Source organism: Streptomyces sp. NPDC015532 (genome assembly GCF_043078065.1).
GTDB lineage: Bacteria > Actinomycetota > Actinomycetes > Streptomycetales > Streptomycetaceae > Streptomyces.
In genome coordinates, this window is record NZ_JBIBSY010000006.1 from 149,387 (window position 1) to 171,325 (window position 21,939).

Here is a 21,939-nt window from a genome sequence, read left to right on the forward strand (position 1 = left end):
CCCGGGGCCGGAGGCGGAAGGCCTCGTCCGAGGGGACGACCGCGCGGCCGTCAGGCCGCCTCACCGGAGTACAGGAGTTCTGTTCGCGCCCCGCCCGACATGACCGGTGCGGGAATTGTCGGGCAGGAGGCCCTGGGGTTGTCCGAGGCTTACGCCCATGAACGATGTTAGGGGATTTTGCGAACCGGGGTTCTCCGCAGTCCGTGAGGCACTCTCCGCTTTGCTCGGCAAGGACGACGTGGGCGCCTCGGCGGCCGTCTACATCGACGGTGAGCCGGTGGTCGACCTCTGGGGCGGGTACGCCGACGCGGACCGCTCCGTCGGATGGGAGAGCGACACCCTCACCGGCGTTAACTCGACGACCAAGAACATGACCGCCCTGTGCGCGCTGATTCTCGCCGACCGGGGCGAGCTCGATCTGTCTGCGCCGGTCGCCGCCTACTGGCCCGAGTTCGCCGCGGCCGGCAAGGAGAAGGTGCTGGTACGACACGTGCTGTCGCACACCGCGGGGCTTCCGGACCTGTCCGGGCTGACGGCGGTCGAGGAGCTCTACGACTGGGAGAACGTGACGGCAGGGCTCGCCGCCCAGGCGACCGAATGGGAACCGGGAACGGCCGCCGGCTATCACGCGCTCACCTTCGGCTTCCTTGTGGGTGAGATCGTCCGCCGCGTCACCGGCCGCGGTCTCGGCGAGTTCTTCGCCGAAGAGGTGGCCGGACCACTGGGCGCGGATTTCCACATCGGGCTCTCCGACGACCATGACCACCGCGTCGCACCGCTCATCCCGCCACCGTCACTGACCGACGAGTACGCTGCCGAGGCACCGCCCCGACCGGATGGCACACGCCGGGAGAACACCGGTGCCGTCATCCGGGTCAAGGACGCCAACTCCGCGCCCTGGCGCCGTGCGCAGATCCCCGCAGTGAACGGCTTCGGCAACGCTCGCTCCGTCGCCCTTGTCCAGTCGGTGCTGGCGAACCAGGGTTCGGCGGGCGGCGTGCGACTGCTCTCCGCCCAGGGGTGCGAGCCCGCGTGGCAGGAGGTGTTCCGCGGCGACGACCGCGTGCTGGGGACGCCGATGTCCTGGACTGCCGGCTTCGGCAAGTTCGGCGACACCTTCGGCTGGGGCGGCTGGGGCGGCTCGCTGGTCGTGAACGATCCCGGTTCGCACATGACGGTCGCCTACGTCATGAATCAGATGATCGACCGGGACCGGCAGCAGGACGACCGCGGCATGGAGATCGTGATGGCCGCCTACAGCGGCCTGCGCTGACACCACGCCGAAGGGCGATCCGGGCCTCACGAGCTGCTTTCTTGTAACCGCCCGCCCACTCCTCGTGTCCGCCGCTATGATCACGGCACGCGGGCGGGGGGCTCGTGAGCGAGGGGGCGGGGATGAACGACGGCAACACCGTTGTGCGCAGGAGCACTTGGGCGTGGCGATTAGCCGCTTCGCTCGCCACGACGGCCCTGGTGCTCAGCGGCTGCGGTTCCGGGGACGATGGCAAGGCGGCCGGGCCGAAACCTTCGGCACCTTCGAAATCCGCCGCCGCGACCACGTCCGGCACTGCCTCAGCCGCGACGTCCGGCACTCCCTCGGCCGCCGCGTCCGCGTCCTCCTCGGATGGTGACGCGTCGCCGCTGACACCGTTCCAGGCGGACCCCGCCAAGGTGCCCAGGACGAAGAGCCGGGCCGAGGCCCTGGCAGCGGCTGTCACGCTGAAACCGCAGGCGTGGGGGGCGGATTTCCGGGCGCAGCGGCCGGCCGTGAGCACCCCGCGCACGGTCGCCGTGCTGGACGAGCAGTGCCGGTGGGAGCGGCGGGGTCTGTCGCAGGGCGTCCTGGCCTCCCTCTCCCGCTACAGCGAGATTCCCGCTGCCGATGGCAAGGGCGAGCTCAAGGTGAGCGCGGCGGTCACCGTGCACACCAGCGTGCGCGACGCCGACGAGCGGCTGGCCTCCACCTTGGAGGAGCCGTTGCGCTGTCGGCAACAGCAGGTCCGTACCGACGAGCGGATCGCCAAACTCATCTCGGCCGCCACTCCTTACGGCCAGGGCAACAACACCTACTCCGACGACCAGGTCGTGGAAATCGGCAAATACCTCACCGGCAGCGGCGAGCAGACCTATTACTGGTATGTCACCCGGCTCGGCACGGTGACCTTGGCGGTGTCGGTGAAGGGCGCCAAGGGCTACACGGACAACGAGTTGGCCACTTACGCGTCGCACGCCAACGTCACGATGCTCAACAGTGTGGAGTTCGAGCTCGGAGGAAAGAGCTGATGGAGCCGCTGCGTTCGTCGGATCCCGCGCGCATCGCGGACCATCGCCTGCTCGGGCGGCTCGGCGCCGGAGGCATGGGCGTGGTGTACCTGGCGCGCACGCCGGGCGGCGCGCTGGTGGCGCTGAAGGTGCTGCTCGCCGAGTACGCCGAGGAGCCCGGATTCAAGGAGCGGTTCCGCCGCGAGGTCGAGGTCGCCCGGCGCGTCGACAGCCCCTGGGTGGTGCCGCTGGTGGGTGCCGACCCGGACGCCGAGGCGCCGTGGCTGGCGACGGCGTTCGTGCCCGGACCGTCGCTGGGCGAGGCCGTGGCCGCCTACGGGCCGCTGCCCGAGCGCGGTCTGCGGCTGCTCGGCGCCCGGCTGGCCGAGGCGCTGGGCGAGGTGCACCGGGCCGGGCTGGTCCACCGGGACCTGAAGCCGGGCAATGTGCTGACCGCCCATGACGGGCCGCGACTCATCGACTTCGGTATCGCCCGCGCGCCGGAGGACCGGACACTCACGGCGACCGGGATGGTGGTCGGCACACCCGGTTATCTGTCTCCCGAGCAGGCCGAGGGGCGGGGCGGGGACGGCATCGGCCCGGCGAGCGACGTTTTCTCCCTCGGCTGTGTCCTGGCCTTCGCGGCGACCGGGCGGGCGCCGTTCGGCAGCGGAGCGGTCGACGCCCTGCTCTACCGTGCCGTCCACGACCCGGCGGACCTCGAGGGGGTGCCGGCGTGGCTGCATGAGGTGCTGGACCGCTGCCTGGAGAAGGATCCTGCCCGGCGGCCGGATGCCGGTGAGCTGGTACGGGAACTGACGGCCGCCGGCGCCGCCCCGGGCGAAGAGATCTCCGCAGCCGCACTACGGAACGCACCGGCCTCGGAAGCGGCACCCCGGGACGAAGAGACCTCGGAAGCGGCATCGCCGGACGACGGGACGTCCGAAGCCGCACCGCCGGACGAGGAGACCTCCGAAGCGGCGCGGCGGGACGACGGGGCGTCCGGGTGGCTGCCCGAGCCGGTGGCCCGGCTGATCGCCGAGCGCTCGGCCGCCGCGCTCGCGCTGCCGGACATCGAGCACACGCTGGCGCCGTCCGACACACCGGCCGCCGCCGACCCGGCGGAGCCCGACACGCGGGACATGTCCGGGCCGGCAGAGCCGCTGGACTCCCTCCCGGCCGGCCGGCGTCGTTTCCTGCTGCTCGCGGGCGGGGCCGTGGTGCTGGCGGCGGGCGGGGGCGGGGCCTGGTGGGCGGTCGCCCGCGACGGCGGCCCGGAAGGCAAGAGCCCTGCCGCCGTGTCCTCGCGCCGACCGGTTCACACCGTCGCGCTGCACGGCGACCTCAGCGGACCGCAGCGGGAGACGGGCCGGGCCCAGGAGCGTGGACTGCGGCTCGCGGTCGCGGAGTTCAACGCCCGCGGCGACGCCCCGTTCACGGTGAAGGTCAAAGCCGTCGACGACGGGGGTGATCCGGCGGCCTCGGCCCGGATCGCCGCGCAGCTCACCGACGATCCGGCGGTCCTCGCCGTGGTCGGCCCGACCACCGACGACACCGGGCAGGCGGCACTCGCGACCTACGACGCCGGGCTGCTGCCGGTCGTCGGCGTGTCCCCCGGCACGACCAACCTGTCCCTCCAGGGGTTCCGCTCGTTCCTGCACGCACGTCTGCCCGACGCGGTGTTGCCCGTCTACGTGAGCAACTACCTGCGCGGTGCCGGGCGATCACGCAAGGTCGGCATCGTCATCGACCGCCCCGCCGGCAACTACGGGACGAACCTGGGCAGTTCCCTCAGCAACGCCCTCGGCAGCATCCCGTACCCGTCCGTGCCGGAAGTGGTCAGCGCGATGCGCCACGACTTCGGCAGCGCCGTGGACGCGGTGCTCTCCGCCGGGGCCGACTCCGTGTTCTTCGCCGGTCTGCCCGACCGGGGAGCGCTGATCGCCGCGACGCTGCGGGAACGCGCCTTCCCGGGTCCGCGGGTGTCCGGACCTGCGCTGCTGGACGAACGGTTCCTGACACAGGCTCAAGAAGGCGCCGAGGGCTGGGTGATGGTGGCCCCGGTCATCGACGCGACCCGCAAACCCGAGGCGCGGAAGTTCGCCGCAGCCTACCGCGAGCGCTTCAAGGAGGCGCCGCCCCGGTACGCGGCGGAGGCCTACGACGTGACCGGGATGCTGCTCAAGGCCCTGGCCGGGCTGCCACCGAAGAGCCGCACCCGGCAGAACCTGCTCACGGCCGTACGGGACGGGACGTACGAGGGCATCACCAAGACGTACGCCTTCAAGAAGAACGGCATGATGGTCATCGACGGCACCGGCGGCTTCCTCTGGCGGGTGGAGCAGGGTGCCTTCGTGTACGACGGCCCCGCGCCGCTCACCGTCTGATGGAACCCCTGCGGGCGGCCGACCCGTCGCGGATCGGCCGCTATCGACTGCTGAGGCGACTGGGCGCCGGCGGCATGGGCGTGGTCTTCCTGGCGCGTGCGCCCGGCGGGGCGATCGCCGCGGTGAAGACGGTCCGGTCCTCGTACGCCGACGAGAGCGGATTCCGGGCCCGCTTCCGCCGTGAGGTCGAGGCCGCCCGGCAGGTCGGCAGCCGCTGGGTGGTCCCGCTGCTGGACGCGGACGCCGACGCGGAGACACCGTGGCTGGCGACCTCGTACGTGCCGGGGCCCTCGCTCGCCGAGGCGGTGCACGCATTCGGACCGCTGTCGCTCACCTCCGTGCACGTGCTGGGCACGCGACTCGCCGAAGCGCTCGAGGCGGTGCACGGCGCCGGTCTCGTGCACCGCGACGTGAAGCCGGGAAACGTCCTGCTGGCCCCGGACGGTCCACGGCTCATCGACTTCGGCATCGCCCGCGCGCCCGACGCCACCGCGCTCACTTCCAGCGGCGTGATCGTCGGCTCGCCCGGCTTCCTGTCACCCGAGCAGGCGCGGGCGCGGGGCGGCGAGATCGGCCCGCCCAGCGACGTGTTCTCGCTGGGGTGCGTCCTGGCGTTCGCCGCGACCGGGGTGCGGCCGTTCGGTGGCGGACCGGCGGCGGGAGTACTGCTGCGCACCATCTACGAGGAGCCCGATCCGGCGTCGCTCCCGGACGCTCTGACACCTCTGCTGCGTGCCTGCCTGCACAAGGCTCCGGCCGACCGGCCGAGCCTCGCCCGGCTCCGGGCGACGCTCGGGGAGAAAACGCCGGCCGACTCCGACGAGCCGTCCGACTGGCTGCCCGCGCCGGTCACCCGGCTGATCAACGACAGGGCCGCCGCCGTGCTCACCATCGGCGCGATCGAGCCGACCCAGGTGTCCGCGTCCACACCGCCGAACACGGCGAGTACGGCGTCGCCGGAGGCCGCGACGCTGACGGCCGTCACCGCCACCGACCCCATCCCGCGCGCGGTCGGCCGCCGCGGCTTCCTGCGCCTCGGCTCGACGGCGGGACTCCTCGCGGCGGGCGGTGGCGGAGCCTGGTGGTGGAGCACCCGGGCGAAACCGGGAACGTCCACGTCCTCCGGGACCGGCACTCGGCGCCCCGAACTGGTCGTGGCGTTCCACGGCGATCTGACCGGCGCCGCCAAGGAGAGCGGGACGGCCCAGCTCAATGGCGCCCGGCTGGCCGTCGATCAGCTCAACGCGCGGAGCGACCACCCGTTTCGGCTGAAGCTGCGGACGTACGACGACGGCGGCGACACCGGGCGGGCCGGTGAGCTGGCCGCCCGGCTGACGAAGGACGCCGAGGTGCTCGCGGTGCTGGGCCCGACCAGCGACGCCTGCTTCCGCGCCACCGAGAGGACGTACACCGAGGCGGTGATGCCCGTCGTGTCCGTCTCGGTGGGCACCGACACGCTGAGTTCGACGTTCGGCACGAACGTCTTCCACTGCCATGCGGCGCTCCACGTCACGTACGGGCTGCTCGCGGCCCCGTGCGTCCGCTATCTCAGCAACCACGTCGACTCCCGTCAGGTGCTCCTCGTGGACGACCGGGCGCAGGGCGACTTCGCCTGGACCGTGTGCGACCAGACAGAGCGGGCGCTGCGGCAGAACGGCCGGGACGCCACGGTGACCCATGTGGCCGCCGGGAAGATCGACTACGCGTCGCTCGCCGCCGAGGTGCGGTCCGCCCGCGCGGACGCGGTCGTCTTCACCGGCGACGCGGCCCGGGCCGCCGGACTCGCGGCGGCGCTGACCGCCGACCGGTTCACCGGCGCCCGGATGGCGACGGAACGCGCTCTCGACCCACGGTTCCTCGCGGCGGCCGGAGCCGCCGCGAAGGGCTGGGTCTTCGTCACGTCGTTCACCGACCCGACGGCCCGCGCCTCGGCCCGCGCGTTCACGGCGGCCTACCGCACCCGCTTCGGCGCCGACCCCGGCTGGTACGCGGCGGAGGCCCACGACGCCGTGATGTTCCTGGCCAAGAGTTGTCACAACGACGGCATCACGCTGACGGAACGGGGCGCGATCGCCCGCCGGATGCCCCAGATCACGTATGCCGGCATCACCCGCACGGTCAAGTACGAGTCGGGGTACGGCTACAACCACGACGCGATGTTCGACTTCCAGGTCGTCGACCGCGCGTTCCGCTACCTGGGGCAGTACCGGGAAGCCGCCGTGTCGTGATGGCCCCGGACCAGAGGTCCGGGGCCGCCCTTCGCGTCGGACGGTCGTCAGCTCAGGCGCTGGCCCGTCGGCGGCGCACGATCAGGAGGGTGCCCGCACCCGTGACCAGCGCCACGGCGGCCGCGCCCATGACCGGCAGGGTCGAGGAGCCGGTCTCCGCCAGGTTGCCGCCGGTCGTCGTCGCCCCCTCGCCGCCGGTCGTCGACGACCCGCCGGACGATCCGCCCGAGCCACTCGTCGAGCCGCCCGTCGAACCCGTCGTCGAGCCCGTTGTCGACCCGCCGGACGAGCCGCCTGAACCATTGGTCGAGCCGCCCGTCGAGCCGGTCGACCCCCCGCCCGTGACGTCCAGCGTGATGTCGGCCTTGTCGTTGGCCTTGTTGTGGTCGAACGGCCGCGGTTCGGTGGTCAGCGCGATCGAGCCCTTGGCGCCCGCGACCCGCTTGTCGATCTTCAGCTTGAAGGTGTAGGCCGTCTGGACGTCCTCAGCCATGTTCATACCGAAGTGCGCGGGGCAGCGATACGTCCCGCGCTCGGCGTGGCAGTAGTAGTCGCGCTTGATGACCGAGGTTCCGGCGGGAGGCGTGATCATGATCTGGACGCCCCGCTCCACTTCCTCTTCCAGAAGCCAGGCGGGCCCGGCGTTGGCGAACTTCACCTTCATCGTCACCGTGTCACCGACCCGCCCCCTCAACGCGGCACCCGTCACCTGGTAGTCGGCCGTGTTGACCGAGGTGACCGACACCTTGACACGTTCCGCGGAGCCCTCGCCCCCGGCCGGTTGCTCGACCAGTTTCACCGCCGGCGCGGTCCCCGCCACCGACGGATCTCCGTTCTCGTCGTCCATGGGGGCGCCGCCGTCCTCGACACGCACACGCAGCCTGTCTATGTACGCGCGGTCCAGTACCTTGACACGGAGAGGCTTCTCGGGCGTGTAGACGACGCCCGGCTCCACTGCCTGGTCGAACGCGCACGTCGCGGCCCAGTTCTCGGTCATCTCGTCGTAGGTCTCAATGTGCTGTACACGGCAATTGGAGGGAACGTCCACGAAGTCGAGCCCCCGGGTGACGGAGTAGGAGACCCACACCTTCTCGGCGGTCCCGGTGCCCTTGTTCGCCACGGTGACCGGCAGGTCGAAGGTGTCCCCCGGTTTCAACCCGTGGATCGGCTCGATGCCTCCGACGACCAGTTCGGATGCTGCTGCATCGGCGAAGGCGGCGGGAACCGTGACCAACGCGATCAGGCCGGCAGCACCGAGGGCGGCGACAGCGGCCCGGGAGGTGCGACGGTTGTGTGGGGGTATCGGCATGGAGGGAACCTTTGTTGGGACGCGGGGGAAACGGACGCTGTCTTCCAGGGGAACAGTGTTGCGATCACTAGACCCTTGCCGACTCGGAACGGTTGTACGGGCGACGCCTCCTCTGTCGTGCGATCGCGCCCACCGGCCGCCGTGAGCCCCGCCCCGAAGCCGACACGGTGGTTGTCAGTGGCCCCTGGCAGGGTGTTCCCCGTGGACGTTGAATCCTTCTGGGAACTGATGGAGACATGCCGCCGACAGGCGGAAGGCAGGGATGCGCGGCTGGCCTGGCTGCGGGCCGACCTGTCGCGAAGGCCGCAACTGGAGATCGTCGACTTCCAGCTGTGCCTCGACCGGGTGACCCGTCAGGCCTTCCACTGGGACTTGGTGGCCGCGGCCGAGCGGATCTTCGGCGGCCGGTGCTCGGACGACGACTTCGACTACTTCGGCCTCTGGATGGTCGGGCTGGGAGGGCAGATCTTCGGACGAGCGGTGCTCGATCCGGATGCCCTGGCCGATGCGCCTGAGGTCCTGGCTTTGACCGGGAGGAGTTGGAGGGACTGGGGCGAGGACTGGCCAGGATGGGAATTGCTGGACTATGTGGCGTCGGAAGCCTACGGCCTTGCGACCGGGGATCCAGACCCGTGCGGCGATCGGTTCCATGCCGCTGTGCGGGCTCAGCGGGGCGAACACCTGGTCGGCAGGCGGGTGTTGGCTGGGGAACGTTGGAATGTTCGGGATGAAGCCGATGCGACTCGCAGACTCCCGCGATTGAGCGTCATGTTCCCGCTGGGCGATGACTCATGAGGTCGTTCACGCTCGGCAGGTCGCTTCCGAGGAGGCGCATCCTCCGCTGGTCGCCCACTGGACCGGCGCGGGACGGGACGACCAAGATCAATCACGTGTCGGCGCCCGTTAGGGTCGTGGGCATGACGACACCTCTTGCCGGCAGTGCCTTCGACTCGCTCCGCCTGGACGCCGTGCCCGACCAGGAGGCGCTGCGCCGGGCTTACGCACTCCCCAGCGACACGGCCGTGCGCAAGCAGATGACCGAACTCACCGAGCAGACCAAGCGGTTGATCGGATGCTCATCGCTGGTCCTGGTCGCCAGCGCGGACGCCGAGGGCAACTGTGACGTTTCCCCGCGCGGCGGCCCCGCCGGGTTCGTCGCCGTCCTGGACGCACGGACGGTGGCGATACCGGACGCGACCGGCAACAAGCGTCTGGACACCCTGCAGAATGTCGTCGCCACCGGACGGGCCGGGCTGCTGTTCATCATCCCGGGGCGCACCACGACACTCAGGGTGAACGGCCGGGCCTGCGTCTCCACCCGCCCGGAGCTGCTGTCCCAGCTGACCGCCGTGGGCAAGCCGCCGGCCAGTGCGCTGGTGCTGGGGATCGAGGAGGTCTACCCGCACTGCCCCAAGGCGCTCCTGCGCAGCGGGGCCTGGAAGCCGGACCAGTGGCTGTCGGCGGACGCCCAGCCGACCTCGGCCGAGGTGACACTGGCGCAACTCCGGATGCCCGAGTTGACGATCGCCGACATCCAGCAGGCGGAGGCCGACTCCCTGAAGTACCGCTACGAGTAAGGGGCCGTCGACCTGCCCGCAGCGGCGGGCTTGGTCACTCCCCTGCACGGGCGCCTGACCGCAACCGCCTGAAGGTCACTCACGGGACAGCCCTTGGAAACGCGAAGGGGCGGCCGCCCCACGTGGCCGAATATGAGCAAATCCGGCTGGATGTCCGGAGGGTGCCATTCGGTCCCAGATGCCGTTCACGCGTCAGTGCGGCCGACAGGACTGCGCCGATGGCCCGACTTGCCTGGCTCCCGTTGACCAGTGAAGATCCCTGAGCTGCCCCGTCACCGTGACAGGCGCAGGGCATTGGGGGCAGTCGTGGTGCAGCGGATGAATTTGCTGGGAGAACCAGGGGTGGGTGCATCCATGGGGCCGGGCAGGCCCCTGGGGGGTCGTGCGAGCCGACTGATGGACGGCAACTGGAAAGTCATCGTTCTCTTGGTGGTGCTCCTCCTTTCCAAAGCGGCCCTTGCCCTGGACGACTGGTACATGTCACGGGACGTGTTCACCGGAGCCCACGGCCCCTTCCCCGCCGCGTTCGCCACCGAGGCCCCGGTCGCGCCTGAACACCTCATACGCAGCCCGCGGAACAGGCAAGTCCTGGTGCACGGGTTGTCCCTGCGGTGGACGGACATGTACATGGACGAGTACAACGGCATCGAGGCCGTGAACCTGCGGACCGGCAAGGAGTACTGGCACTACGAGCGCCGGGATGTGGACGACTCCCTTGTGTGGCACTTCGGGGCGTCGGGCCGCACGGTGGTGACCCGCTTCGACGACGGGAAGCTCGTCGCCCTCGATCTGCGCACCGGCAAACTGCTGTGGCACGCGGAGATCCAGGCCGGCGACCGCGGCCGGAACGTGAAGATCGCCGGAGGCCAGACCGTCACCGAGGATCCCGGGGCCGTGCGCGCCTTCGACGAACGCGACGGCCGGAACCTGTGGACGGCGAAAACCCCTGACTGGTGTCCCGAGGTGTTCCTCAATTCCGTGCACACCCTGCCGGACCATCTGACCGCCGTCCACGTGTTGTGCAACGGCTCGGGACGCTACGGCCCCGACGACATCGGCCTGCTGCTGGGTGTCGACAACCGCACGGGCAAGGTCCTGTGGCAGCAGCGCACCGTGGACCCGGATCTGACGGCTTGGGGTGACGGGCACACATTGGTCGCTCCGGACCCCGACCACCGGCGGACCATCCAGGTGCTCGACATGAACCGCCAAAGGATCTCACCACGCACCACTCTCCCCCTGGACCGATGGAACATGATCGCTGCGGGCAGCGGCACCGTACTGTCCGGCACCGACCCGAAGCACCGTTCCGGCAGACATGTCACGCTCCTGCGCGCCTTCGACACCGCCGACGGACGGCCCACTTGGCAACTGCGGGCGCCGAGCGGCCAGGAGTACGGGCTCCCCAAGATCGCTGAAGGCCGGGTGTACGTCGTACGTCAGCCCTACCTCACCGAGGCGGACGCGTGCTGCTGGTTCCAAGGCGAGCTGCTCGTCCTCGACGCGGACACCGGGCGTCTGCTCCACACCCTGCGACTGCCGGCCCAGAGTGTGGGCGACGGGGCCGTCGACTACATGAAGTTCGTCATTGGCGACATCGCCGACGGTGCGGTAGGCATCGGCTGGGGCGACGACGACGGTGACTTGCTGATCGCCACGGACTGACTGACCTCCGTCTCCGGAGCGAGGGGCAACCCACGCGTGTGAACTGCGATTCCCTCGCTCTCCTGATTCTCGCGGTCACAAGAGTCGCCACGGGGTCGGGTGCAAGAAAGGTATGGGCAATGCAAGGTGAGGTTCGAGGTAGGGCACGCCGTCGCGTCGGGTGCGCGGCGTTCGTCTTGGCCTTCGGCTACTGGCTGGTCGTCGGTTTCCATCTACCGTCCTGGAACGCGATAGCAATGGGAGAGGACTGCGGGAAGAGCGGTCGGGGCGATGCGGCCGGGCTCGCCCGGGCATGGAACGTCTCGTTGCCGGCGGAGGCGGACGAGGTCTATCACTGCACGGACGGGCAGGGCGTTCCGTACGCGGGTATGTCACACTTCCTCTTCGTCATTCCCGAAAACCGCGTTAAACCCTATTTCCAGTCGATTGATGTCGACCTGAAGTCCCCCTACGGCCCCGGACCTTGGCAGGGTTTCGAAGAGGTTGCGCACATGGCTGGACGCGACGTCTCCAAGGTGAAGCGATACGAGTCCGGCTCGGTGAGCCGTGGCGGAGTCACCTACAACCTGTTCGTCGACGAAGATGACGCCACCTTTTCTGCCGTGTATGTCGAGGTCATATCGTCGGGGTGAAGCAGTCGCTTGGCGACCATCCGCCAAGGCTTCCCCGCCCGACCTGGAAGCCGGGGCGCGGCTTGGCGCGGACGCGGGCGGAGTCGAGGACGGCACGCGAGGGATCGAGGAGGCCGAGGCCGACGCCACGTACCCCGCCCTATGGAGGCGCTGTCATGACCACGGGGGCGTTGTGCCTGGATCTGGCGTGTAGCGGAGGAAGTATGTCCATCTACTGGGTGATATTCGCTGGTGTGCTGGCGTTGGTGAACGCTGTCGAGGCCATCGCGGCAATCACTGGCGGCTGGGTTTTTCCGAAGGCCCGGCCGACGGTGAAACGCCCTCGCGTCTACGGTTGGGGGCTGCTGTTGTTCGCCTTCGGCGTGTGTTTGTTGGCGGTCGCCACGACGGTGCTCGCTGACCCGATGCAGCCCTTGGGAAGAACAGTTGCTGTCGTGGCCATGTGTGTCGCTATCAAGATGGTTCGGTCGAGCCGAAGCCTTGAGGGCGCCGATCGTCAGGAACTGGGCATCGGCATCCACACCGAACCCGATCCGGGGCTCTTCGCCATGCCCCGGACGGCGTCACACGCCTGTGGCTGAGCGCTCAGGTTGGCCCGTCCGCCCAACCTGAGCGCCGAACCCGGAAGCCTGCCGACTACAAGGCCGCCTCGCGGAAGAGGGCCAGGAGGCTCTGGGCCGACGGGGCGGCCGCGTCGAAGAACTGCGTGGCCAGCGTGGGTGGCACAGCCGTTCCCTGCATCCGGACCTCATGGCAGCTGAAGCAGAATGCCGCCTCGAACAACGCCAGGTCGAGGGTGTCCTCGTATGCCCGGATGCTCCAGCCTGGTGAGAAGCCGCAGCGGTGCTGTTCGCTGCCGGGCAGGGTCTCGATCAAGGCCAAGGCGTCGGCGGCCTCGCTCCCGGCCCAGTGGGTGACCACCTCGCCAGGGAATGGGGCGCCCCGCTTGGCCGGGAGGGCGGAGATCCTGACGACTTCGATCAGCGCGGTGGCTGCAACGGCTTGTGCGGGGAGTTGCATGGACGCAGTCTGCCCGCCAGCCCGACGGGTGCCTACGGCGTGTCATAAGAGGCAACCTGCCGCTCGAAAGCGTGGTGCACGCAAGCACGGTGACCTCCAGAAGGAATCACGCTTACCTGCGTTGCCGGGGAATCCGCCGCATCAGTGGTCCGCTACGAGGCGACCATTCTCGTTGCCGCCATCGACGAATGGCTGTGACCAGCGCACGTGAAGCGTTCCCTATGGGGAGCCCGCAGCATGCAAGTGCTGTTACTCCACGGCAGAATCGATGAAAATCTGCGCCAGTTCACGCGGCTGGGAGAACATCGGCCAATGGCCGGTGTTCATCGTGACCAGCCGCCAGTGCTTGCTGTTCAGCAGCTCGGCCACGTCTTCGTCGGGCTCGGCCCCCGCGAACAGGCAAAGGACGTACGTCGCCGGAAGTTCACCGAGCGGCCCTGCGAGCACGGCGGGCTCGGTCAGCGTGGCGCCCGGGTGAGGCGTTGAGCCACGGACGAGTCGTGCGATCTGCTCCTCGGTGAGACCCTCGCCGTCATAGTGAGCAGCTGGCACGAGCGGCCAAAACCCACCGTTTTCGGCGATCGATGCCTTCACCGCCGCCCCACCATCTGGCCAGGCGGAGACAAACGACTCGCCGTCAATTGGCACACTTGAGTCGACGAATACCACGTGGGCCAGTCGGTCGCCGATCCGCTCCGCGGCCTGGCCAACCGGGATGCCCGAGTAGCTGTGACCGACCAGGACCACGTCACGCAGACCCTGGCGTTCCACTTCGGAAACGATGTCCTGGACGTGGGTCGCTTGCCCCGCGCGTACACCCCGCTTTTCAGCAAGGCCGGACAGCGTCAACGGGTAAGCGCCGTGGCCGGCCGCACGCAGATACGGCACCACGTCGTCCCACGCCCAGGCCCCGAGCCGCGCACCCGCAACCAGCACGAAATTCACCATGCCCGTACCGTAGCCGGGCGACGTTCCTGTGCGCCGACGTACAACCCTTACGCCCCCTCACCGGTCTGCTCTTCGCACACCCCACGCGTCACCCGGAACAGCTTTCGGTGAACGACGTGGCGCCCCCACCCACCACCGGCCACGCATCCCGCTTCGATGCCCAGATCGCCGACCGACCCCACCGCCTCCGCGACACACAAGGAACCCCAACACCCATGCCCAACCGCACAACGGTCATGCTCGCCACCCTTCTGGTAGCGGGCCTCATCCCCCTCACCCTGCCCGCCGCGGCGGCGAGCGCCGCGCCCGCGAAGCACGGCGACGACTTCAACGGCGACGGTTACCGCGACTACGCGTACTCGAGCTTCAGCGCCAGAGGGGGCGGCGGCGTCACCGTGGTCTTCGGGACCGCCACCGGACCCGGCACCACACAGCAGCGCATCACCCAGTCGAGCCCCGGCGTGCCCGGCAGCGACGAAGCCGACGACATGTTCGGTGAGGTACGGGCCGCCACGGACTTCGACGGCGACGGATACGGCGACCTCGCGGTGGCGGCGACCGGCGAGAACGGCTCCCACGGCGCCGACCAGGGCGCCGTGACGGTTCTCTGGGGCTCCGCCTCCGGCCTGTCCACGGGCACGGCTCTCCCGAACAAGAACCCGGGCCGCAACAACTACATGGGCCTGGATCTGGCCACCGGCGACTTCAACGGGGACGGCAAGCAGGACCTGGCCGTCATCAACGACGCCATGACCTACGTCTACCGCGGCCCGCTCAAGCGCTCCGGAACCACCGGCTCGGTGACCAAGCTCGACAAGACGACGTCCTTCTACTCCGCGGCCCTCATCTCCGGCAAGGTCAACGGCGACAGCAAGACCGACCTCGCGATCATCGGTGACGTGGCCACCCCCGAATACATCGCGTCCGACGTCTGGTTCATCAAGGGCGGCGCGAGCGCGCTCACCCCGGGCAACAGCCTCCGCCTGGAGTCCCAGTCCGGCAACGGCGGCAGCTCCGAGCGCGGTGGCGACGGTGTCATAGCCGACTTCGACAAGGACGGTTACGGCGACATCGCCGTCGGCACATCCCTCTACTCCAAGCACAAGGGCCGCGTCAGCGTCTGGTACGGCTCGTCCACCGGCCCGTCCCGAAACACCCGCCTCACCCAGTCGACCAGTGGGGTCGCCGGATCCCCAGAGAACTACGACGAGTTCGGCTCATCCATCTCGGCGGGCGACGTCAACGGCGACGGCTACGCCGATCTCGCGATCGGCGTGCGGGGCGAAGAGATCGACGGCCAGGACAACGCGGGCGCCGTACACGTCCTCAAGGGGCGCGCGAGCGGTCTGTCCGGTGCCGGCTCGCAGTGGTTCGCCCGCAACACCCCCGGCGTGCCGGGCCCGTTGACGGCTGACGACCAGTTCGGTGACCTGGTACGGCTGCGCGACACGAACGGTGACGGAAAGGCCGACCTGTTGGTGAGCGCCGTCGGCTCTCTGCGACTGCCCGGCTCAGCCAGCGGCATCACTACGACGGGCGCGACCGAATTCGACGCGGCGCCCATCGACAGCTTCCTGCAATGACTCCCCCAGACGAACAGGAGTCTGTCTCTGAACCCCCGTCGCTCGCGCGGAGCGCGGGCGCAGCAGCGGCCGGTGCGTGCGTGTGGCGAGTGTGCGTACGGGGCGCCGGAACGCAGGCAGGGGTTCAGGACAGGTCTTCAACGGGTGGTGAAGATCGCCGCCGCCGACGCGACCGCCTTCACCCTCCAGCTGCGAATGAACCGGTGTGCTGACGGCCGCCCGGCGGATCCGTACGAGCCTCAGGACATGCTGCCCCGGCACACCGTCCCCTGGGCCGGGGTTCGGCCCGTGCGGAGGTACTGGTCGACCTTCTCCTTGACGCAGCGGTTCTGCGGATAGGTGCCGTGGCCCTCCTCCTCGGCCGTCAGGAGGACGCCGACGCCGTCACCGAGGGCGCGGGCCATGTGGCGGGCGCCGGGGTAGGGGGTCGTCGGGTCGCCGGTGCCCCCGACCACCAGGACGGGGGCAGCGCCGTCGGCGTTCACCTGGAGCGTGGCGCGCTCGCCGTCGAACGGCCAGTCGTAGCAGAGGTAGACACCGATGGACCAGGCCGCGCCGAAGACGGGTGAGGCGGCTTTGACGCGGGCCTCGTCACGGTCGAGGCGTTCGAAGCCGGGGCGCAGGCTGGAGTCCGCGCAGGTGATCGCGGTCAGGGCGGCGCGGCTGAAATCGTGCGGGATCGCCGTGCGGTCGCCGGAGCCGATGTCGTCCGCGCCCTTGCTCAGCAGACGGCCGTCGTTGTGGTCGATCAGCGCGGTGAGGGCCTTGGCGAGCAGCGCCCAGCCGTCCGTGCCGAGGTCGAGATGGTCGCCGACGGCGTACGCGAGGTCGTCGGCGTCAAGGTTCCTTCCGGCGCCGGCCGGGGCCGGCTTCTTCTCCAGGCGGTCGGCCAGACGCGCCATGCGCCGCGCGGCCTCCTCGGGCCCGTCGCCGGTCGGGCAGTGGCGGATACGGGCCGCGCAGTGCGCGGCGAACCGGTCGAACGCCGCCTGGACCGCCTTGACCTGTGACACCTGCTCCTCGTCGAGGTCCTCGGTCGGATCGACGGACGCTTCGAGGACGAGCCGTCCGACGTGCGACGGGTACAGGTGGGCGTAGACCCCGCCGAGCGCCGTTCCGTAGGAGACGCCGAAGTAGTGCAGCCGCTCGTCGCCGAGGAGGTAGCGCATCAGGTCGAGGTCGCGCGCGGTGTGCGAGGTGCCGATGTACGGGAGGAGCGCCCCGGAGTGCTCGGCGCAGGCGTCGGTCCCGTCGTAGCCGGTGTCTTTCGCGGTCTTCCCGCATCGCACGGGGATGGTCGCGCCGACGCCTCGCGGGTCGAAGGAGACCAGGTCGTAGCGGTCGAGGAGCGGCTCGTACTGGTTGAGGCGTTCGGGCAGTCCGCGCACGCCGGACACGCCGGGGCCGCCGAAGTTGAGGACGAGCGAGCCGATGCGCCGGGCGTTCGGGCCGGTGGCCTTGCGGCGGATCAGGGCGACGTCGATCGTCCTGCCGTCCGGTTTCCGGTAGTCGAGGGGGGCCTTCATGGTGGCGCAGTCGTAGCCCGTGCGCGCGGTGGGCGGCGAGGTGCAGTTGGCCCAGTGGAGGTGCTGGCCGGCGGTGAGCGCGGTGGGCAGACCCGCGGGCGGGTTGTTCGCGGTGAACTCCGTACGCGGCTCCGTGCTCCGGCCGGGAGCGTCGTGCTGGAGCCAGGCGACGACGGCCCCGATCGCGGCGAGGACGACCACCGCGATGATGCGCGCGCCGATCGAGAGGCCCGGTCCATGGCTTCGTATCGGATGTGCGTCACTCATCGAAATCCCCGCGCTCCCGCCCCTGGACGCCCGCCCCGTTCCCGCACGCCCGTATCCGTGATCGTCCGATCGTCAAATGCGTGCAGGATACAAGCCGCCTCCGACAGTACGGCCGGACGCCCGGCGTGAGGCCTTGGGTTGGAGCCGTCATGGGGCGAGGGACCGGGCTCGTACGCATGCCGTGCCTCTCTTCGCTCTGCCACGGCTCTGCTGGGGACCGCTCCCAGGGCTTTCGGCGCCTCCTGCGACAATGCCGCGACGGTGACACTGATCATGAGGCAGGGGGTGGACTGGTGTGTTGCTCCGTGGGGTGCTCACGCTGATCGTGGGCGGTGCTTTCCTCGTGGTGGCCTGTGGCTTTCGCGGCGTGGATGTCTGGGTGTGGGACTGGGCAGACGTGTCATCGCGCTACAGGACGCGCTGGGGGACGCCCTGGAAGAACCTTGAACGCATGAGACTGCAGTTCGGATTCATGGGGGCCGGGTTGGTGATCTTTGGCCTGGTGACCTTGACGCGCTGACAGCGCGGCAGCAGCCAACACCGGCGGAGTTGGCCATCGGGGCTCCAGGGGAGCAAACGGCCTGGTCACGACTGCGTCGCGGATGGACAGTGCCCAACACTCCGCTGCCATCCGTGCGCGCTCATCCGCGGCATGTCCTGCGCACGGAGGTCTTCGGACCCTGCGTGCTGGTCACGAGGTGGCGAACACCCGCGTCCGGCCGAGCGCTGTCAGGCGCCGGCTTCATCCCGGCCGCGGACCCGCCGCGCCACACCCTGCCGAACCGCCGCGAGATCGATGCCCGCTGGGTACAGGATTCGTCCCCGTGCGATCAGGTGCGCGGCATCAGTGCGGCCACGGGTAGCCGAGTTGTTCGGCGTACGCCTCCGAGCCACCCCAGACTTCGGCGATCGCGCGGGGATCACCGGCGGTCAGGCGCGCCTGGAGGTGTGCGGCCTGGCTGTCGACGGGGTCGTCCTGGGAGACCGGGAGGGTTATCCCGAACTGGAGCCAGGGCTGGTCCGCCTCGGTCCGGATTCGGGGGTGCATCAGAACGACATGGATGCGATCGGGTTCGGTCCGGGGTGCCCCGATGCCTTCCACCTCGCAGTCCCACGTCTCCAGCCAGTCTTCGTGCCGGCGCAACCGGGCTTGCAGGAGCCTCGCGACCGCTCCGGCCGGCCATTCCCAGCCGCGGTCCGTTGCCGCCCGGTTGACCTCCGCCTCGTACTGGTCGACGTCGAACCGCAGTTCCGGTAGGTCGAGGTCCTGACTGGCCGGGTTGCGCCAGCCCGCCCAGACCACCTGCTGCCCCTCACGTCTGACGGTCACATACAGCGCGCCGCAACACCATTCCTCGCAGGGGCTCGACCCCGCGAGCCGGACCTCGTGGGGCGTGGCCGTGGCGTGCAAGGGCCCGTCGTCCGGGTCCAGGAGATACAGGGGGCTCACGGCCACACGCCCGGGAAACACCTCGGACAGCACATCCCTGCCGTCGACAACCGGGCGGGCTTCCAACGCCCCCTGACCCGGCGGCGGACACACCATGCGCAGGCTGAAAAGCGCCGTCTCTGAGGGCATCAACCGATGATCTCTCAACCGGTCACCGTTGTCAGGCACATCAACCGAGCGTTCTGGAATCAGGGCACCTCTGACGTGCGTCGGGGCGGTGCCAGCGTCCGGAGGCGCCGGCAAGGTGCCCGGTGTTCCCCGTAGTTGCCCGCACGACCTGGCACAGGCCGGCGCGGCACGTAACTCTGTGGCCGCGGTGCGGAGTCATGCCGGATGATCGAGCCCATGGATGCAGTCGTTCAGCGCGTGCGCACGTCGTGGACCAAGAAGTCGCGCGGCGGCCCTGATGCTGCCCTGAGGAACGCCGCCCCTACGGTCTTCTCGCTGCCTCCGGGCTTGAGTTCCGCCCTCCACGAGGTCGCCATGCGGGAGTCCGATTCCTTCGAGCCTCGTATGCAGGTGCGGGATCTGTCGGCGCCCGGGACCATCCTCCGCGAGGTCGATGGGGTGCTGCGCGTGGATCCACCAGCGATATCCACGTTCGCCATGCCACGACGTAATCGGCGCCCGCCCGCCGTCCGCCTGGCTCCCGGCCAGTGGCTGCAGTGGCAGATCAATCACCGGTTCGTCGGCAGATGCGATGGGGCCTGGTCCTATCAATTGGAGACGTTCAACATCCTTTATGGCTCTGCAACACCCGATGTGTTTCTGGGGACACCGACCCGTTGTGTAGATGAGCGGCGTGCTCTGCGCTGAACTCCGTTACACCGAGGCTTTGTTGTTGCATCGCGACGGCCCGGGCCGGGAGCCGACTCGTCTGCTGATGGCGGCAGGCTCATTCATCATCCGGGTCTTCGAGACCGAGGTGGTACGGCGTTTCGAGGAGTGCCGCCTGTCTCCGGGCATCGGGCTCCCGGCCGGCCACCTCACGGATCACCTGGGCAAGTCTGCATCGTTTGGCAACCTCCGACGGCCCCGGCCGTCATGGGTCATGGGGCGTCGCGTCGGGTGTCCAGTCCACAAACCGCTACAGACCGCGGCGCGTCTGCGGTGGCAGATGAGAGTGCAGGCGGCGTTGTTGGTCGCACCATCGCACCCGTTCAGCCGGCCGAAGTGTTCTGTGTCGCCTCGCGTGCCTCGGTAAGGGCTCGCTGCCTGAGGGTGCCGCCGAACAACTGAATCGCGGTGGCGGCCAGGATGTCGTCCCTGCCGATGGTCCGCCTGTCCCCCCTGCGGACGACCGTGACCGCGTCCCGGGCGAGGTCCGTCAGGAACGCGCTCGCGATTCCGTCCAGGTCGCGGACCATCACCGGGACGGCCGTCGTCCCCTGGTTTCGCAGCAGTTTCTTGACGCCGGCCTCGAACCTGTGGGCGCCGACCACAGCGCTCGGTTTGCGTGACCCCCTGCGCTCACGAGTAGAAACAATGACGCCCTCGGCGTCGTACATGACACCGGTCAGGCCGTGAAACGTCGGACTGTGGAGGAACCACTTGCTCCCCACCTCGAGCTCGACGTTCCGATCGATCGCCGCGACGAGGTCCCCGGGAATCAGCTTCTTCCGGGCCTCCTCCGCCGCCGCTCTCCTCGCGCCGTCGATTATCTCCGTCAGCACCGTCCGCGTCACCGCCGCGGCGGCGCACGCGGCCGACCGAGAGACGTGCATCGGGCTTACGTCCCTGAACACCGCTTTGACGAGAGAAGGCTTGAAGGGCGAGACGTCCATGACCGAGGCGGTCTGGGGACCGCTGCGCTCAGGGCGTGCGAACTGTGCGGTCATCGGAAAAAATGCTCCCTGCTGTCGGAGTTGTCAGAGGCCCACACGTCACCACGCAGACCCGCTCTCTTCCCCCATCCTCCGTCGAAGCGGCACCAGGTCAAGGGCTTGACAGGCACATCCCGACGGCCGGGCCGATGACGAGCCACCTACCGCACGCCCTCGTACGGTGGCACCTGCGTCCTCCGTCCGGCTGTACTCGGTTCTCCCTGGTGCTCTGACCGGGAAGGTTCGCCGGGTCGCAGCCGCTCCTTCTCAGCCCGTGTTTGAGTCCTGGCCGGCCCAGGTTGTGTCGACGCGGTTGCCGTGCTCGCTGTTGGCAGAAGCCTCGGAAGGTCACAAGTCAGCTGAAGCCCAGTTCGGTGAAGGCACAACCTCCGCGTTCGGCATAGGGCAATGCCTGCCGGGATACGAGCCTCGGAGTCTGCCGGAAGTACTGACGGAAGCCGGACGCCCGGAACTTCAACTCGAACGCATGGCCTTCGATGTGCCAGAGCGGACAGTGTGCAAAGTTCGGGCGGGCATCGTCCGTCATCAGCCTGTGCACCCTGTCGACCTCCAAGTCCAGGGCCACACCCTTGAAGTCGAGGTCGCCCTCAAGGTCGAAGACATCGTCGAAGACGAGTGTTGCCGGAGAGACCCAGAACGAAAAGTGTTTCGCGGGCGGGACCGGGTGGACCCAGCGGACGATGTAGTCGAGGTCGAGAAGAAGGCGCGGCAGGAAGTCGCTGGTCGGCTGAACGGACAACCCGTGGATAGTGACGTCATGCCACCCCATTTCTTCGAAATCTGCGTCGCTCCAGGTGCTCTTGGAGAGACCTGATTCCTCGTGGCTACCGTTGCCCATGTCCGCATCCAACCAGACACCACAACGGAAGCAGTCGCAGGCCTGGCGCGGACGAGCTCCGATCAGCGACGCAGGCAGATAGTTGCACGGACGCCGGAGATCTTGTGCATCTGGGCGACTCGACCATGTCGTCCCGAGCGGTGCCGACGGAGATCGAGTGCGGCTCCACCCCGATGCGGTGGATGTGGACTGCTTCCTTGGTCCAGCCGGCCGGCGGCAGGTCCGGGTCCATCGCGTGCTCAGCCATCCACGCGTCATAGGGTTCAAGGTCTTGGACATAGAACTGCCCGTGATCGGCATCGATCAGGAACCTAAACGAAGCATCAGCCACCGCCGCAGGGTATCGAGGTCGGCAGGGCCGATTGAGCCGGGGTCTTCGTCTCGAAGGCTGCAAGGCCGCGAC

Annotated in this window: 19 protein-coding genes; 12 read left to right on the forward strand and 7 right to left on the reverse strand. The window is 69.2% G+C overall.

The genetic code is table 11. The annotated features are described in order from the left end of the window. Window positions 1-157: 157 nt before the first annotated feature. The 4 genes from ACF07B_RS20935 to ACF07B_RS20950 all read left to right on the forward strand — a co-directional run bounded on the left by ACF07B_RS20935 (window position 158) and on the right by ACF07B_RS20950 (window position 6,877). Entirely contained in the window at window positions 158-1,273 is a 1,116-nt protein-coding gene (locus ACF07B_RS20935) for a serine hydrolase domain-containing protein (protein ID WP_392179998.1), read from the forward strand. Between the two features lie 122 nt (window positions 1,274-1,395). Further along, window positions 1,396-2,283, forward strand: coding sequence for a hypothetical protein (locus ACF07B_RS20940; protein WP_392179999.1), 888 nt, complete (start codon window positions 1,396-1,398; stop codon window positions 2,281-2,283). After that, window positions 2,283-4,649: an ABC transporter substrate-binding protein gene (locus ACF07B_RS20945; protein WP_392180000.1), complete on the forward strand. Its 2,367-nt coding sequence runs from the start codon at window positions 2,283-2,285 to the stop codon at window positions 4,647-4,649. Before ACF07B_RS20940 ends, ACF07B_RS20945 begins: the two co-directional genes overlap by 1 nt. Beyond that, the gene (locus ACF07B_RS20950) at window positions 4,649-6,877 is read left to right on the forward strand and encodes a bifunctional serine/threonine-protein kinase/ABC transporter substrate-binding protein (protein WP_392180001.1); all 2,229 of its coding nucleotides are present in this window, start codon (window positions 4,649-4,651) and stop codon (window positions 6,875-6,877) included. Before ACF07B_RS20945 ends, ACF07B_RS20950 begins: the two co-directional genes overlap by 1 nt. A gap of 52 nt (window positions 6,878-6,929) precedes the next feature. On the opposite strand, the gene ACF07B_RS20955 is transcribed toward ACF07B_RS20950, so the two are convergent. Beyond that, window positions 6,930-8,186, reverse strand: a complete 1,257-nt coding sequence (locus ACF07B_RS20955) for an LPXTG cell wall anchor domain-containing protein (protein ID WP_392180002.1) — start codon at window positions 8,184-8,186, stop codon at window positions 6,930-6,932. Between the two features lie 201 nt (window positions 8,187-8,387). On the opposite strand from ACF07B_RS20955, the gene ACF07B_RS20960 reads away from it, so the two are divergent. The 5 genes from ACF07B_RS20960 to ACF07B_RS20980 all read left to right on the forward strand — a co-directional run bounded on the left by ACF07B_RS20960 (window position 8,388) and on the right by ACF07B_RS20980 (window position 12,641). Beyond that, on the forward strand, window positions 8,388-8,981 hold the full coding sequence (locus ACF07B_RS20960) for a DUF4240 domain-containing protein (protein WP_392180003.1): 594 nt from the start codon (window positions 8,388-8,390) through the stop codon (window positions 8,979-8,981). Window positions 8,982-9,103: 122 nt separating this feature from the next. Then, entirely contained in the window at window positions 9,104-9,763 is a 660-nt protein-coding gene (locus tag ACF07B_RS20965; RefSeq protein WP_392180004.1) for an MSMEG_1061 family FMN-dependent PPOX-type flavoprotein, read from the forward strand. A 429-nt stretch (window positions 9,764-10,192) separates the two neighbouring features. Then, window positions 10,193-11,428, forward strand: coding sequence for a PQQ-binding-like beta-propeller repeat protein (locus ACF07B_RS20970; RefSeq protein WP_392180005.1), 1,236 nt, complete (start codon window positions 10,193-10,195; stop codon window positions 11,426-11,428). A 176-nt stretch (window positions 11,429-11,604) separates the two neighbouring features. Further along, window positions 11,605-12,060 (forward strand): hypothetical protein, encoded by a 456-nt coding sequence (locus ACF07B_RS20975; RefSeq protein ID WP_392180006.1) that lies wholly within the window; start codon window positions 11,605-11,607, stop codon window positions 12,058-12,060. A gap of 203 nt (window positions 12,061-12,263) precedes the next feature. Then, on the forward strand, window positions 12,264-12,641 hold the full coding sequence (locus ACF07B_RS20980) for a hypothetical protein (protein ID WP_392180007.1): 378 nt from the start codon (window positions 12,264-12,266) through the stop codon (window positions 12,639-12,641). A 55-nt stretch (window positions 12,642-12,696) separates the two neighbouring features. Here the strand turns inward: ACF07B_RS20980 and ACF07B_RS20985 are convergent, their stop codons facing one another. Both ACF07B_RS20985 and ACF07B_RS20990 read right to left on the reverse strand, forming a co-directional pair. Further along, window positions 12,697-13,080, reverse strand: a complete 384-nt coding sequence (locus ACF07B_RS20985) for a hypothetical protein (RefSeq protein WP_392180008.1) — start codon at window positions 13,078-13,080, stop codon at window positions 12,697-12,699. A 249-nt stretch (window positions 13,081-13,329) separates the two neighbouring features. Then, window positions 13,330-14,028, reverse strand: coding sequence for an alpha/beta fold hydrolase (locus ACF07B_RS20990; RefSeq protein ID WP_392180009.1), 699 nt, complete (start codon window positions 14,026-14,028; stop codon window positions 13,330-13,332). A 215-nt stretch (window positions 14,029-14,243) separates the two neighbouring features. Between ACF07B_RS20990 and ACF07B_RS20995 the strand changes: the two genes are divergently transcribed. Further along, on the forward strand, window positions 14,244-15,611 hold the full coding sequence (locus ACF07B_RS20995) for an FG-GAP and VCBS repeat-containing protein (RefSeq protein WP_392180010.1): 1,368 nt from the start codon (window positions 14,244-14,246) through the stop codon (window positions 15,609-15,611). Window positions 15,612-15,850: 239 nt separating this feature from the next. On the opposite strand, the gene ACF07B_RS21000 is transcribed toward ACF07B_RS20995, so the two are convergent. Next, a complete protein-coding gene (locus ACF07B_RS21000; protein WP_392180011.1) occupies window positions 15,851-17,404 on the reverse strand; it encodes an alpha/beta hydrolase in 1,554 nt (517 codons plus the stop codon). A 310-nt stretch (window positions 17,405-17,714) separates the two neighbouring features. On the opposite strand from ACF07B_RS21000, the gene ACF07B_RS21005 reads away from it, so the two are divergent. Further along, window positions 17,715-17,924 (forward strand): hypothetical protein, encoded by a 210-nt coding sequence (locus ACF07B_RS21005; protein ID WP_392180012.1) that lies wholly within the window; start codon window positions 17,715-17,717, stop codon window positions 17,922-17,924. 324 nt (window positions 17,925-18,248) lie between these two features. On the opposite strand, the gene ACF07B_RS21010 is transcribed toward ACF07B_RS21005, so the two are convergent. Then, window positions 18,249-18,860, reverse strand: a complete 612-nt coding sequence (locus ACF07B_RS21010) for a hypothetical protein (protein WP_392180013.1) — start codon at window positions 18,858-18,860, stop codon at window positions 18,249-18,251. A gap of 327 nt (window positions 18,861-19,187) precedes the next feature. On the opposite strand from ACF07B_RS21010, the gene ACF07B_RS21015 reads away from it, so the two are divergent. Then, window positions 19,188-19,670, forward strand: coding sequence for a hypothetical protein (locus tag ACF07B_RS21015; protein ID WP_392180014.1), 483 nt, complete (start codon window positions 19,188-19,190; stop codon window positions 19,668-19,670). 344 nt (window positions 19,671-20,014) lie between these two features. Here the strand turns inward: ACF07B_RS21015 and ACF07B_RS21020 are convergent, their stop codons facing one another. Both ACF07B_RS21020 and ACF07B_RS21025 read right to left on the reverse strand, forming a co-directional pair. After that, entirely contained in the window at window positions 20,015-20,692 is a 678-nt protein-coding gene (locus ACF07B_RS21020; protein WP_392180015.1) for a hypothetical protein, read from the reverse strand. 340 nt (window positions 20,693-21,032) lie between these two features. After that, entirely contained in the window at window positions 21,033-21,536 is a 504-nt protein-coding gene (locus ACF07B_RS21025) for a hypothetical protein (protein ID WP_392180016.1), read from the reverse strand. Window positions 21,537-21,939: the final 403 nt, after the last annotated feature.